Source organism: Flavobacterium sp. MMS24-S5 (genome assembly GCF_050320125.1).
Classification (GTDB): domain Bacteria; phylum Bacteroidota; class Bacteroidia; order Flavobacteriales; family Flavobacteriaceae; genus Flavobacterium; species Flavobacterium tyrosinilyticum.
In genome coordinates, this window is the sequence record NZ_CP190016.1 from 4914514 (window position 1) to 4928688 (window position 14175).

General features: G+C 33.6%; 11 protein-coding genes and 2 pseudogenes. 10 read left to right on the forward strand and 3 right to left on the reverse strand.

Features of this window, described 5'->3' with window-relative positions; translation table 11 throughout:
• The first annotated feature begins 24 nt into the window (after positions 1-24).
• The 4 genes and pseudogenes from glyA (at position 25) to ACPWTF_RS22660 (ending at position 3738) form a co-directional block, all read left to right on the forward strand.
• Positions 25-1301: pseudogene (gene glyA / locus ACPWTF_RS22645) on the forward strand (serine hydroxymethyltransferase).
• A gap of 137 nt (positions 1302-1438) precedes the next feature.
• A complete protein-coding gene (locus ACPWTF_RS22650) occupies positions 1439-2032 on the forward strand; it encodes a tRNA-(ms[2]io[6]A)-hydroxylase (protein ID WP_012025392.1) in 594 nt (197 codons plus the stop codon).
• A 201-nt stretch (positions 2033-2233) separates the two neighbouring features.
• Positions 2234-3232 (forward strand): GMP reductase, encoded by a 999-nt coding sequence (locus ACPWTF_RS22655; protein WP_427873251.1) that lies wholly within the window; start codon positions 2234-2236, stop codon positions 3230-3232.
• Positions 3233-3234: 2 nt separating this feature from the next.
• Positions 3235-3738: an N-acetyltransferase family protein gene (locus ACPWTF_RS22660; protein ID WP_427873252.1), complete on the forward strand. Its 504-nt coding sequence runs from the start codon at positions 3235-3237 to the stop codon at positions 3736-3738.
• Here ACPWTF_RS22660 and ACPWTF_RS22665 read toward each other — a convergent pair.
• Both ACPWTF_RS22665 and ACPWTF_RS22670 read right to left on the reverse strand, forming a co-directional pair.
• Positions 3735-4871 (reverse strand): hypothetical protein, encoded by a 1137-nt coding sequence (locus tag ACPWTF_RS22665; RefSeq protein WP_427873253.1) that lies wholly within the window; start codon positions 4869-4871, stop codon positions 3735-3737. The genes ACPWTF_RS22660 and ACPWTF_RS22665 overlap by 4 nt on opposite strands.
• Positions 4872-4909: 38 nt before the next feature.
• A complete protein-coding gene (locus ACPWTF_RS22670; RefSeq protein ID WP_427873255.1) occupies positions 4910-5488 on the reverse strand; it encodes a pentapeptide repeat-containing protein in 579 nt (192 codons plus the stop codon).
• A 158-nt stretch (positions 5489-5646) separates the two neighbouring features.
• On the opposite strand from ACPWTF_RS22670, the pseudogene aspA reads away from it, so the two are divergent.
• The 6 genes and pseudogenes from aspA (at position 5647) to ACPWTF_RS22700 (ending at position 12592) form a co-directional block, all read left to right on the forward strand.
• A pseudogene (gene aspA, locus ACPWTF_RS22675) lies at positions 5647-7055 on the forward strand (aspartate ammonia-lyase).
• 157 nt (positions 7056-7212) lie between these two features.
• On the forward strand, positions 7213-8499 hold the full coding sequence (locus tag ACPWTF_RS22680) for a BamA/TamA family outer membrane protein (protein WP_427873256.1): 1287 nt from the start codon (positions 7213-7215) through the stop codon (positions 8497-8499).
• Positions 8500-8663: 164 nt separating this feature from the next.
• A complete protein-coding gene (locus tag ACPWTF_RS22685) occupies positions 8664-9338 on the forward strand; it encodes a response regulator transcription factor (protein ID WP_250835739.1) in 675 nt (224 codons plus the stop codon).
• Between the two features lies 1 nt (position 9339).
• The gene (locus tag ACPWTF_RS22690) at positions 9340-10722 is read left to right on the forward strand and encodes a HAMP domain-containing sensor histidine kinase (RefSeq protein WP_248726433.1); all 1383 of its coding nucleotides are present in this window, start codon (positions 9340-9342) and stop codon (positions 10720-10722) included.
• 82 nt (positions 10723-10804) lie between these two features.
• Entirely contained in the window at positions 10805-11527 is a 723-nt protein-coding gene (locus ACPWTF_RS22695; protein WP_095927632.1) for a hypothetical protein, read from the forward strand.
• Between the two features lie 117 nt (positions 11528-11644).
• Positions 11645-12592 carry a bestrophin family protein gene (locus ACPWTF_RS22700; protein ID WP_379800245.1) on the forward strand — a complete coding sequence of 316 codons (948 nt, stop codon included), beginning with the start codon at positions 11645-11647 and terminating at the stop codon, positions 12590-12592.
• 93 nt (positions 12593-12685) lie between these two features.
• Here ACPWTF_RS22700 and ACPWTF_RS22705 read toward each other — a convergent pair whose 3' ends face one another.
• Positions 12686-14107, reverse strand: a complete 1422-nt coding sequence (locus ACPWTF_RS22705) for a PLP-dependent aminotransferase family protein (RefSeq protein WP_320492686.1) — start codon at positions 14105-14107, stop codon at positions 12686-12688.
• Between the last annotated feature and the right edge of the window lie 68 nt (positions 14108-14175).

A 14175-nucleotide genomic window follows, 5' to 3' on the forward strand; every position in this document is an offset into this window, starting at 1 on the left:
GTGAAATTAACGAAAAACAAAAAAATGCAACGCGACGAACAAATTTTTGATCTTATCCAAGAGGAGAAAGAAAGACAAATTCACGGACTAGAGCTTATTGCTTCTGAGAATTTTGTAAGTGATGAAGTAATGGCAGCAGCAGGGTCTGTTTTAACTAATAAATATGCTGAAGGTTATCCTGGCAAAAGATACTACGGCGGTTGCGAAGTAGTTGACGTTATTGAGCAAATTGCTATTGACAGAGCTAAAGAATTATTTGGCGCTGAATATGCAAACGTACAGCCTCACTCAGGTTCTCAAGCAAACACAGCTGTTTATCACGCTTGTTTGAATCCTGGTGATACGATTTTAGGTTTTGACTTATCTCACGGAGGTCACTTAACTCATGGTTCTCCAGTAAACTTCTCAGGACGTTTATACCGTCCAGTTTTCTACGGTGTAGATGCTGAAACTGGTCGTTTAGATTATGATAAAATTCAAGAAATTGCAACTAAAGAACAGCCAAAATTAATCATCGCTGGAGCTTCGGCTTATTCTCGTGATATGGATTTTGCTCGTTTCAGACAAATTGCTGACAGCGTAGGAGCAATCTTATTTGCTGATATTTCTCACCCAGCTGGTCTTATCGCAAAAGGATTATTAAACGATCCAATTCCACATTGTCATATTGTTTCTACAACAACTCACAAAACATTAAGATGAACCACGTGGAGGTCTTATTTTAATGGGGAAAGATTTCCCAAATCCACAAGGATTAACAACTCCAAAAGGAGAAATCAGAATGATGTCTTCATTATTAGACTTAGCTGTTTTCCCTGGAAATCAAGGACGAGCCTTTAATGCACATTATCGCTGCTAAAGCGGTTGCTTTTGGTGAAGCTCTTAAAGATGAGTTCTTTACTTATGCAATGCAATTACAAAAAAATGCAAATGCAATGGCTGACGCTTTCGTAAAAAGAGGTTACAACATTATCTCTGGCGGAACAGATAACCATATGATGCTTATTGACTTAAGAAATAAAAATATTTCTGGTAAAGAAGCTGAAAACGCATTAGTAAAAGCTGAAATTACAGTAAACAAAAACATGGTTCCTTTTGACGATAAATCTCCATTTATCACGTCTGGAATTCGTGTTGGAACAGCTGCAATCACAACTCGTGGTTTAGTTGAAAAAGATATGGAAACTATCGTAGCTTTAATCGATAAAGTTCTTACTGATCATACAAATGAGGATGTTATCGAACAAGTTGCTGAAGAAGTAAACGAATTAATGAGCGAAAGACCAATTTTTGCGTATTAATTAGTTTAAAGTTTAAGGTTTCAAGTTTAAAGTTTTGTAATGCGTAAATAAACGTATTATGAAGCTTTAAACTTTTTTTCGTTTAGAAAAGAAACTTGAAACCTGAAACAAAATAAACCTGAAACAAATTAAAAGAAATGGGCGTATTAAGATTACAATTGCCAACCGACCCAAGATGGGTAAATATTGTTGAGAAAAACATTGAAGAAATCTTGACAGATCACGCTTGGTGCGAACAGAAAGCGGCAACAAACGCGATTACGATTATTACGAATAATTCGGAGCATCAAGATTTAGTAAAAGATTTATTGGCTTTGGCCAAAGAAGAAATAGATCATTTTGAACAGGTTCATAATATCATCATCAAAAGAGGACTAAAATTAGGACGTGAGCGTAAAGATGATTACGTAAACGAACTATATCAATACATGAAAAGAAGCGGTGACGGAAGTCGTGTTTCTGGACTTGTAGAAAGATTATTGTTCTCTGCAATGATCGAAGCTAGAAGCTGTGAACGCTTTAAAGTGCTTTCTGAAAATATTAAAGACGAAGAATTAGCCGTTTTCTACAGAGAATTAATGGAAAGCGAAGCAGGACATTATACAACATTCATTACCTACGCACGTAAATACGGAACTGGAATAGATGTTGAAAAGCGTTGGAGAGAATGGTTGGCTTTCGAAGAATCGATAATTACGAATTACGGAAAAGGAGAGACGATACACGGATAATTTTTTAAGTTTTCAGTTTTCACGTTTGTCAGGCTGAGCGAAGTCGAAGCCCACGCAAAGTAAATCAATTGTTCAAAAGTTCAAGTTTTTGTTAATCTAAAATCTAAAGTCTACAATCTAAAATTCCTTACATTTGAGAGTAACCAAAATCTCGAACTATGAGAATAGAAATCGAACCTGAAATTAGGATTCAAGGATGTAATGTTTAGACCTAAGAGATCAACGCTCAAAAGCAGATCTGAAGTTTCGCTAGAACAAAATTTCAAATTTTTGCACAGTACAGCAAGCTGGACAGGAATTCCAATAATGGCTGCCAATATGGATACGGTTGGAACTTTTGAAATAGCGAAAGTTTTAGCAAAAGAAAAACTCTTTACAGCCATTCATAAACATTACACTTTAGAAGAATGGAATGCATTTCTAAAGAACGTAACTCTTGATTTTTACGATTATGTTGCTGTAAGCACAGGAACAGGAAAAGAAGATTTTGATAAAATAGGTGCAATAATTTCTGCAAATCCGTTGCTGAAATTTATCTGCATTGATGTTGCCAACGGTTATTCGGAACATTTTGTTCAATTTTTAAGGAAAACTCGAAAACAATATCCCGATAAAATTATTATTGCAGGAAATGTAGTTACTGGCGAAATGACCGAAGAACTTCTATTAGCTGGTGCTGATATCGTAAAAGTTGGAATTGGTCCTGGTTCTGTTTGTACAACTCGCGTTAAAACAGGCGTTGGTTATCCGCAATTATCGGCTATTATTGAATGTGCCGATGCCGCTCACGGTTTAGGTGGCCATATTATCAGCGATGGCGGCTGTTCAACTCCGGGTGATGTTGCCAAAGCTTTTGGTGCTGGAGCAGACTTTGTAATGTTGGGAGGAATGCTCGCAGGACACACAGAAAGCGGCGGTGAATTAATAGAAGTAAAAGGAGAAAAATTCAAACAATTTTACGGAATGAGTTCTAAAACTGCCATGGATAAACATTCTGGAGGCGTTGCAGAATACAGAGCAAGCGAAGGAAAAACAGTTCAAGTTCCGTTTAAAGGAGATGTGATTCACACTGTTTTAGATATATTGGGCGGAATAAGAAGCACTTGTACTTATGTAGGAGCTTCAAGATTAAAAGAATTGACTAAACGAACGACTTTCATCCGCGTAAGCGAGCAAGAAAATCAAGTTTTTACAAAATAAATATGATTAAAATTACCGAAGCATTTGTTGAAGATATTGCTAAAATTCAAGAAATAGCGCACATAACTTGGCCGATTACTTATGGCGAAATTTTAACAAAAGAGCAGCTGGATTATATGTTGGATTTGATTTATTCTGATGAAGCATTATCAAAACAAATTCAGAATAAAGAACAGTTGTTTTATTTGGTTTCAGATTCAGAATCTGTAATTGGTTTTATAGGAATCGAGCATCATTATAAAAACGAAGCAATTACTAAAATCCATAAAATCTATCTTTTGCCAGAAACGCAAGGAAAAGGCTATGGAAAAACAATCTTTAATTCAATTGAGGAATTGGCTTTAGAAAACCATTCCAATGAACTTTTACTAAACGTAAACCGCTTTAATACTGCTTTAAATTTTTATAAAAAACTTGGTTTTGAAATTAAAGAAACCGTAGATATAGAAATTGGAAATGGGTATTTAATGGAGGATTACGTGATGGGGAAGAATTTAATTGTTTAATTGTAATATTCGATTTTTCGTTCAGCAACTAAAGTTGGTTCTCCATCTGGTGTTCCTTCAAGGAATATGTTGCATTTTATCCAGTTGTTATGGCTGTCGTATTCGTAGGTGTAGTAACTTATCTTTTGAATGATAACTTGGTTTGGATAATCAGGAATGTATTCTCTTTTTATAATATCGCCCTGTTCATTAAATGTTTTTACGAAATTTTTAGTAGGATTGGCTATTTCTCCATTTCCTGTTACATAATACTTTACTGTTTCTACATAATCTTTAATAGAATTGTAGCTATAATCTTGTTGCGCAACAACTTTTCCACATCCGAACATAATAATCTTGGTAATGCGTGATTTTGAGTCGTATTCATATTGTAATTGTAAGTCTTTACAATAAGAACACTCAGTGCCTAAAAAGTGATATGCCATTTTATTCTGAGCATATAAACCAACTGTAATTTTTTGATTTACAACTTGCCCTTTTTCATTATAGATAAATGTTTTTTGATTTATTAAGTCATTATCATTGGCTTTTTTGTTCTTAGTTTCTTTACCAGTTCTATATACAAAATACTCTTTCTCATTAATAATTCTTCCTGCATCGTCAATTTCGTATTCAAATTTATCTTCTCTATAGTGAGGCCAAGTTCTTCCATCTTCTTTAGATATTTCATCTTCTTTAGGAATTCTAATTTGATTTAATTTGATTAATAAATTATAATCCATCACAGGATAATACTTTTTTAAAGTAGATCTTAATTCTTTTTTTTCTACCCAGTCAGTTTCATTATATTCATATTCGTATTCTGTTTTAGAATCATCTTCTAGATAGTTTAGACGTGGAAAAACAACGCCTGATCTTTTTTGAAGTCTTTGGAATTTATCAAAATAGAAATATACAAAGCCTCTAATTCCATTACTAAAGATAGCATCTGTTTTTTTATATTCCGGCATATCCTCTTTTGGTTTACTTATTTTGAGATGAACAGATTTTACAGAATCTTTTAAGTTTTGATTACTAATCGCATTATATTTCTCATAAAATAAGTTATCATATTTTTTATTGCTTTGAGCAATTGAAGTTGTAAAAGAGAAAAATATTAAATTAAAAGTCAGATAAGATAAACGAAAATTCATATGTATAATATTAAGTTTTAGTGTCATAAAGAAAAAAGTTAACTCACTACCACATCATGCTTAAATAATAATCCTTTCACTTCATTCAAAGAAAAAACAGCTTTTTTCAATTTCGTTTTAGAAGGATCAATAGTATAATTAAAACTCGTTTTAAAATCAGCTTTGTTGGCGATTGCTTTGTTGAATTCGGAACGGTATAAATCGCAATTATCGAAAATTACGTTGGTTAAATCAGCGGCCATAAAATCTACCGCTATTAAACTGCAATTTATAAACGGAGTTCCTTTTAATTTTAAAGTATAAAACTTAGAAAAGTCAAGGATGCAATCATTAAAGCGAACTTCAAAAATAAGCTTGTCACACATGGCAAAATTCACTTCTTTAATTTCGCAACGATTAAAAGTTACGGTTCTAAAAGCGACATAATTAATTTTTGCTTCACTAAAAATACAGTCATTAAAAACACAATCGATAAAAGTAACGGCCAAAAAAGTGCAGGCAGAAAAGTTACAATTATTAAAAACACAGCATTCGAAGTCTTTAAAATTAAGATCATCTTTGGCGTAAACAATCGTATTGTATTCTTTATCAAGAAAATATTCGCTTTCTTTTTTCAACCTTTTTCGATAATTATTTGAAGGTGAAAAGGTAATAATTTACCATAGAAAAATGCGAACAAATTATAAATGATTTTGATTCCATTCTCATTTTTAATCCATAAAATGCTGTAGCTTTACACTTATTTTTTAAGTTAAAACATATCAATTTTTATTATATGGAACCAACAAGAAAGGAACATGATTTTTTAGGAGAATTAGAAATTCCGAATCATTTATACTACGGAATCCAGACTTTTAGAGCTGTGGAGAATTTCAACATCACAGGAATTCCGATTTCAAAAGAACCTTTATTTATCAAAGCTTTAGGATATGTAAAAAGGCTGCAGCTTTAGCCAACAAAGATTGTGGGGCTATTGATGCAAAAATAGCAGAAGCAATTTGTTACGGAAGCGATCAGGTTATTGCTGGTAAATTTGATCAAGAATTTGTGAGTGATTTAATTCAGGGTGGCGCAGGAACTTCTGTAAACATGAATGCAAACGAAGTTATTGCCAATATCGGACTAGAATATTTAGGTCATAAAAAAGGAGAATACAATTTTCTTCATCCCAATAATCATGTAAACTGTTCTCAGTCTACAAACGACGCATATCCATCGGCATTTAGAATTGCATTGTACTTGAAAATGGAAACTTTTATTAAAACTTTAGCCGGTCTAGAAGTTGCTTTCGCTAAAAAAGGCGAGGAGTTTAAAGAAGTTTTAAAAATGGGAAGAACACAATTGCAAGACGCAGTTCCTATGACTTTAGGACAAGAGTTTAAAGCTTACGCGACAACAATTGGCGAAGATATTCAGCGTTTGAAAAATGCTCAGGAATTATTGTTGGAAATTAATATGGGCGCAACAGCGATTGGAACAAAAGTAAATGCTCCAGAAGGTTATCCAGAAATCTGCGTAAAATATTTGGCAGATGAGGTTGGAATTCCTTTAACGCTTTCGCCAGATTTGATTGAAGCAACGGTAGACACAGGCGCTTACGTTCAGATTATGGGAACATTAAAGCGTTCTGCGGTGAAGATTTCTAAAATCTGTAATGATTTACGTTTACTAAGTTCTGGGCCAAGAACGGGTTTAAATGAGATTAATCTTCCTGCACGCCAACCCGGTTCGTCTATTATGCCAGGAAAAGTAAATCCGGTAATTCCAGAAGTGGTCAATCAGACTTGTTTTTATGTGATTGGGCAAGATTTAACGGTTACAATGGCAGCAGAAGCAGGGCAATTGCAATTGAATGTAATGGAGCCTGTTATTGCTTTTGCGATGTTTACTTCGTTAGATTATCTTTCAAATGCGATTCAGACTTTAATTGATAAATGTATCAACGGAATCACAGCAAACGTTGATCATTGCTATAATATGGTTATGAATAGCATCGGAATTGTAACCCAATTGAATCCGATTATTGGTTACGAAGAAAGTGCAAGTATTGCTGGAGAAGCGTTAAAAACGGGTAAAAGCGTGCATCAAATTGCTGTTTTAGAACGAAAACTAATCACTCAAGAAAAATGGGATGAAATTTATTCTCTAGAGAACTTAATTCACCCAAAGTTTATTACTAAATAGTATTTTAAGATAATATCTCTAAGCCGTCAAATTTATTTTTGACGGCTTTTTTTGTTAAAATATTTTTGAATTAATTAGTTTTAGTTTGTAAGATGTTGAAAATAAGACTTATATTTACAAGAGGATTGAATCTCGTTTCCTAAAACAAAACTTTGTAATGGTGATTTTTTTAAAAAATAATGCCGGTCAATACAAGTCTAAAATCTTAGGATTATTACTTCTTATTTCTTTTAATTTATCTGCTCAAGAGGAAATTAAAAATCCTGAAATTGAAACTCCAACAATCTGTCCTCCTAAAACATTATTTGATCTTTTTAAGAAAAAAGACGATGCTTTGGTTGTTAAACCCACAAAGAACAATTTCTTTTTATTAATTCCCGCAATTGGTTCACAGCCTGCAACAGGTTTCTTTTTTGGTGCTGTGGCTCAGTATACCTTTAAAGGAAAAGAAGAAAAAGACAAATATTCAATTGCCAACGTAGGAATTACTTATACGGTAAAAAATCAGTGGCTGGTTAATATTAAAAACAATATTCTACTGAAGAATAATAAAATCTTTTTGAGTGGAGATTATCGATTGTATTTGTTTTCGCAATCTAATTATGGTTTAGGAACCGATATTATTCCGCCCAGACGTGACCGCCCTCCAGGTTTTAGTGTAGATTCTCTTGCTCAGGCAATGGATTATAATTATCTAAAGTTCCATCAAACAGTTTCTTTTGAGGTTAAAGAGAATTACTATATCGGAGGGGGGATTAATATTGACTGGTACTCAAGGATACAAGATGAGGAATTGGATGTTACAAACGGAAAATATACCTATCATTACGATTACAGCCAAAAATATGGATTTGATAATTCTGAATATTTTTTAAATGGAGTTAGCCTGAATCTGGTTCATGATTCTCGTGATAATCAAGTAAATGCATCAAAAGGTTGGTTTGCCAATATTAACTATAGATTTAATCCAGTGCTGTTTAATAATCAAGATTACAGCAATGTTCTATTTGCAGAATACCGCCATTTTATTCCTGTTTCTCATAAAAATCCGCATTATATTTTAGCTATTTGGACGTATGGGCAATTTGTGACTAGAGGGAAAGTTCCGTATTTAAATCTTCCTGCAATTGGCTGGGATCAGCGGAGCAGGAGCGGAGAAGGGTATACACAGGGGTTATTTAGAGGAAATGGGTTGGTTTATTTGTCAACAGAATTTAGGTTTCCCATTACATGCAATCAATTGTTAAGCGGTACGGTTTTTACCAATTTTGTGACAGCCAGTAATTCTGATAATGATTTAAAATTATTTAAATCAATACAACCAGCGGCAGGTATTGGTTTGAGAATCTTAATTGATAAAGCTTCCAAAACAAATCTGATTTTGGATTATGCTTGGGGGAACAATTCTAAAGGATTCTATTTGAATGCTGGAGAGACTTTTTAATCTCAAAAATTAGGAATCAGAAACTTTAAGTGCAAAATAATATCAAAAAGCAGGCTATCGTGTCTGCTTTTTTGATTCTTCATAATTAAATCATAATTTGTATTGATGTGCCAAATTATGTTAAATTGTATTCTTATTTTTGTTGTATATACAAACTTCTTAAGATGAAATTACTTATAGTTGAAGACGAACCAAATCTATTATCAATATTAAGAAAAGGATTTGCAGAAAATAATAATGAAGTAAGCGTTGCAATGGACGGTAAAACGGCTATGGAGATGATTCATAATTATACTTTCGATGTAGTAATTTTGGATGTTATGCTTCCGGATGTTAATGGAATTGAAATTTGCAGAAGACTTCGCGCAGCAAAAAACTTTGTGCCAATTTTACTTTTAACAGCTTTAGGAACTTCAGAAAACATTGTAACAGGATTAAATGCTGGTGCCGACGATTACTTGGTTAAGCCTTTTAAATTTGGCGAATTAGATGCCAGAGTAAATGCGCTATACAGAAGGTCGCAACAGGAAACAGAGAAAATAGATACGATCACAATTGCTGATTTAGAAATAAACGGACGCGCCAAAACCGTTAAAAGAGATGGAGAAAACATCATTTTAACTGCCAAAGAATTCAAACTTTTATATTATTTGGCTAAAAACACAGGCAGAATCGTATCGCGCGATCAGATTTTGGATAATGTTTGGGATATTAATTTTGATATGAATACCAACGTTGTTGATGTCTATATTACATACTTAAGAAGAAAGATAGATAAGCCTTATTCGTCTAAACTTATTCATACTATGAAAGGTTTGGGGTATGTTATAAAACCATAATATGGATATTAGAAAAAAAATTACTTTTAATTATGTTGCCCTTTCTACCTTTAGTACTTCGCTATTGTGTATCATCGTGTTTTTCTTGTTTAGAGAAAACAATCGATATCATTTTTTGAAGCGTCTGGACGATAGAGCAAAAATTGTTTCTTCTATTCATTTTCAAAAAGACCCAGAAAAGATCAAATATTATAAGAACCTTAAAAAGAATGGTCTTGAAGAATTGATCGAGGAAGAAGAATATGTATTGAAAATCAACAGCCACAATAGTTTTGATTACAATACCAATCTAAATCTTCCAAACTCTTTTTATACCAATATTTTAAGAACAGGAAAAGATTCTTTTGAAAGAGATAACAAATATTATTTGGGACAGATTTTTCAAGAAAACAATCAAAAATATATTGTAATTGTTGGCGCGAGAGATCGAAAAGGAAAAGATACAACCGTTTACATTGTTAAAATTATGCTTTTTGGCGGAATCGGTTTTGTGATTCTGGCTTTTCTTTTAGGGCGATTTTTAGCAAAACGTGTTGTCGATCCGGTGGCAAGAATTACAAAAGAAGTAAAAAGAATTAGTGCTTCTAATCTTCATAATCGTTTGCCTGAAGTTAAAAATTCTGATGAAATTTCAGATTTGACCAATACTTTTAATAATATGCTGGATCGTTTGGAAACGTCTTTTGAAATCCAAGCCAACTTTATTAATAATGCCTCTCACGAATTAAAAACGCCAATTACAACTATTATTGCCGAAGCAGAAATTATGCTGCTGAAAGAAAGAGAGCAACAAGAATATATAGAGTCGCTGCAAAACATCTACAGTCAGGCTTCAAGATTAGGAAATTTGACGGAAAGCTTGCTGAAATTGACTCAAACGGGTTATGACGGACAAAAACAAGTGTCTGATATTGCTCGAATGGATGAATTGTTATTGGATGTAAAATCAGATTTGGATAAAATTTATCCAGACAATCGCGTAAGCATTAGACTTAATTTTGCTCCAGAAGATTCTAATCTATTATTGCTGCCATGCAATAAACCGCTTTTAGAATTGGCAATCAATAATATTATTACCAATGGTGTAAAGTATTCTGATAACAATGAAGTGTTTGTGAGTCTTTCTGCTAATAAAGAAATGATTAAAATATCGATTAATGATATCGGAATCGGAATTCCGCCTGAGGATATTCCGCATTTGTACGAGCCTTTCTTTAGAGGTAAAATCGCTGCCAAGTATATAGGATATGGTTTGGGACTTCCGTTAGCATCTAAAATCATTAGAATGCATGATGGCGAACTTCAAGTGCAATCGGAGCAAAATAAAGGAACAATTGTCACGATTATCTTTAAAAAAGGCAACATTAAAAAATCTAATGTTTAATTTTAGAAAATTCTAATTTTAGATTAATTAAGGTCTAATTTGCGGACAGTTATTTTGTAAGTATAAACTAAAAGATGTACTTATGAAAAACTTTCTTATACCTACGACTTTAAAAGATGATACAATCTCTGCTGTTAAATCTGCGGTGAATCAGTCCAAAAATACGGAATCAGAAATTATTTTAGTATTAGTTTCAGAAGCGCCCGATACGTTTTCTTCTTCTGGTTTTTTGAGAGAAATGAAATCTGGACTTACCAGAAGTCAGGAAGAAGTTCTAGAAACCTGCCGCTATATTGTTGAACACACTTCAAACATAAAATTAAAAGTCCACAACCAATACGGACTTTCAGCACCGATTTTTAAAAGGCTAATTGAAGCTTTTTCAGTCAAATTGGTCATTCTTACCCATTCTTATAAACAAGAAACCAAAAGAATTCATCAGTATTTGGTGCAATTGGCAGGAAATCAGAAATGCCCAATTCTACATTTAAGCACAGAGATTAATAAAGAAGTTTTCCATAAAGCACTTTACGTAGAAAATTCTAGTATGAACATTCATGTAAAAGATGTTCAAGATTTTTTGAGCGCCAATTTCTCTTTTGAGATTGTAAGTCAAACTGCCAGTTTTGAAGACGACTACGAAAAAGTCGCTCCATTCTTATCAGAAGCCATTTCTAAACATAATATTGATATGTTGGTAGAAACCAGAAAAGGCGAAAAAATCAAATTTAAAAAATCGAAAAAAGAAAATGTCAATGAAAAACTAGGTCTTCCTGTTCTTTCATTGTACGAAGAGATGGTTTGATTTCTGAGATTCTAAGTTCCTAAGACACTAAGTCTCTAAGCTTTTTAATTCTTAGCATCTTAGAAACTTAGAATCTTAGCCTCTTAAAGAATATTAATTTAATTTAAAACCGAAAATATGTTATTAAAGAAAAGAATACCAATGAAGTACGTTCTCGGGAAAATTAAAGTAGAAATTGTATTGGTATTAGCATATACCATACTATTTGAGATTTTTCATCATTATTTCATCAATCTTCCTGTAGATATCCCGATTGCTATTCCGACCATGATTGGAACCATAATTTCCTTACTGTTAGCTTTTAAATCAAATCAAGCTTATGACAGATGGTGGGAGGCACGAATTGTTTGGGGCGCTGTTGTAAACGACTCCAGAACTTTGATTCGTCAGGTTTTAACGTTTTACGAAGATCCAGATTTCTCTGTTGGAGCAAGCGAATTCAAAGAAAATTTTGCTAAAAGGCAAATTGCTTGGTGTTACAGTTTAGGTCAGTCACTTCGAAATAGAGATGCAATACAACCAATTGAAGGCTTAATTAGCGAAGAAGAAATCAGATACATCAAAAATCATCAAAACGTTCCAAATGCAATTTTGATGCTACATGCAAGAGATTTACGAACTGCTAAAAACGAAAAGAAAATTAACATGTATCAGCAAGTTGAAATCGATAATACTCTGTCTAGATTATGTGATGAAATGGGGAAATGTGAGCGAATTAAAAATACGATTTTCCCAACAACCTACAGTATGTACATTAGATTGACTTTGTGTTTGTTCATTTTTCTATTGCCTTTCGGACTAACGAGCGTTTTAAGCTGGTTTGCAATTCCGTTGATTACTGCTATTGGAGCTGCTTTCTTTTTGATCGAAAGAATGGCGATTCATTTGCAAGATCCGTTTGAAAACAGACCAACAGATACTCCAGTTACTGCAATTGCAAATACAATTGAAAAAAATATTAAACAAATGCTAAACGAATATCAAAGCGAATTTGATATCCTGAAAGAATTTGATTTAAAAGACGAGCCTAAGAAAGTCGAAAAAGACGCTTATTTTGTCTTATAACTAATTAATTTTGGTCTGCTTTTAATTGTTGGCTGGACAGTGTGTAGTTGCGCTGTCCAGTTTTTTTATTATTTAAACACATAATTTTGGAGTCTAGAGTTGCTTCGCCAATCTCCCCAATGTCTGAATAGCAGTTCTCAACTCATTAGACCAAGGCAGTCCAAAACTCAATCGCATGCAATTTGAAAATTGATTCTGAAAGGAAAAAATCCTCCCTGGCGCAATACTAATATTGTGTTTCAGAGCTAAATGATAAAAAGCCGCGGTATCGATTTTTTTATCCAATTCTACCCAAAGAAAGAAACCGCCTTGAGGCTGGCTTACTTTTGTTCCCGCTGGAAAAGATTCCAAAACGGTATTGATGTAATTAGTGCAATTTCGATTTAAAATCTGGCGAATTTTTCTCAGATGATTCTCATAACGGCCATTTTTCAAGAAATCTCCAACCACTTCATGTGTAATAGTGGTGTTAGAAATAGTATGATATAATTTTGTTCTTAAAACCTCTTTTTTAAATTTTCCTGGCGAAACCCAACCCACTCGATAACCTGGCGCTAAAGTTTTAGAAACAGAACTGCAACACAAAACAATGCCGCTTTCATCATAAGTTTTGCAATTAGTTGGTCGACTTGTACCAAAGTATAGATCGCCATGAATATCGTCTTCAATTAGTGGAACATTGTAGAAATCCATCAAACGAACAATTTCTTTTTTATGTTCATTTGGCAGCATGCTTCCCGACGGATTACTAAAATTACTCATCAAAACGCAAGCTTTTACCTTATTGGTAGAAAGTGTTTTTTTGACCGCTTCCAATTCGATTCCTGTCGTCATATTGGTAGGAAGTTCCATTACATATAAGCCTAGAGATCGAGCCAATTGCAGGATTCCAAAATAAACTGGACTTTCTGTAATAATCGTATCTCCCGGTTTAGTCAGTGTTAATAAGCAATCTGAAATAGCAGAAATACAGCCTGGAGTAGTGATAATATCCTCTTCGGTTAGAGAACCTCCCCATGTAAACGACCATCGCGCAATTTCTTTTCTTAAATTGCTATTTCCTTGAATTTCCTCATAACTCGTTCCGCTGTTTGGTAATTGTCGCATTGCCTGAACCATTCCTTTATTCAGTTTAGCAATCGGAAGTAATTCATTGGACGGAAAACCAAGCGAAAGCATGGTAACATCTTTAGTTCGCATATCGCCGTAAACCAAATCGATTAAATCTTCGCGTTCAATGTTTTCTAGGCTTAATTGCGGTTTGCTTGCTGAAGGTTCAGCAATTACTCGAGCAGAAATATTACTCACATAATAACCAGATTGCGGTCGGGATTCGATAAGAGAACGGCTCTCAATTTCGTAATAGGCTTTACTTACGGTACTCATACTGTAACCTGTTTCTGCGCAGACTTCGCGTATAGAAGGCAGTTTATCGCCAACGTTTAAAACGCCCGATTTAATCTGTTTCTCGATTCGGTCAGCAAATTGAAGATATAAGTAATTCGAATTTTTCATAAAATAAAAACTGTTATGCTGCAATTTACAAAAACTGTATCTGTATTGCTGTTTTATTTTTAAGAAAT

Excerpts from the sequence above, each read along its gene's own strand:
- ACPWTF_RS22680 (WP_427873256.1), top strand. The coding sequence starts at position 7,213 with ATGGTGATTTTTTTAAAAAATAATGCCGGTCAATACAAGTCTAAAATC.
- ACPWTF_RS22690 (WP_248726433.1), top strand. The coding sequence starts at position 9,340 with ATGGATATTAGAAAAAAAATTACTTTTAATTATGTTGCCCTTTCTACC.
- ACPWTF_RS22650 (WP_012025392.1), top strand. The coding sequence starts at position 1,439 with ATGGGCGTATTAAGATTACAATTGCCAACCGACCCAAGATGGGTAAAT.
- ACPWTF_RS22665 (WP_427873253.1), bottom strand. The coding sequence starts at position 4,871 with ATGAATTTTCGTTTATCTTATCTGACTTTTAATTTAATATTTTTCTCT.
- ACPWTF_RS22655 (WP_427873251.1), top strand. The coding sequence starts at position 2,234 with ATGTTTAGACCTAAGAGATCAACGCTCAAAAGCAGATCTGAAGTTTCG.
- ACPWTF_RS22660 (WP_427873252.1), top strand. The coding sequence starts at position 3,235 with ATGATTAAAATTACCGAAGCATTTGTTGAAGATATTGCTAAAATTCAA.
- ACPWTF_RS22685 (WP_250835739.1), top strand. The coding sequence starts at position 8,664 with ATGAAATTACTTATAGTTGAAGACGAACCAAATCTATTATCAATATTA.
- ACPWTF_RS22700 (WP_379800245.1), top strand. The coding sequence starts at position 11,645 with ATGTTATTAAAGAAAAGAATACCAATGAAGTACGTTCTCGGGAAAATT.
- ACPWTF_RS22695 (WP_095927632.1), top strand. The coding sequence starts at position 10,805 with ATGAAAAACTTTCTTATACCTACGACTTTAAAAGATGATACAATCTCT.
- ACPWTF_RS22705 (WP_320492686.1), bottom strand. The coding sequence starts at position 14,107 with ATGAAAAATTCGAATTACTTATATCTTCAATTTGCTGACCGAATCGAG.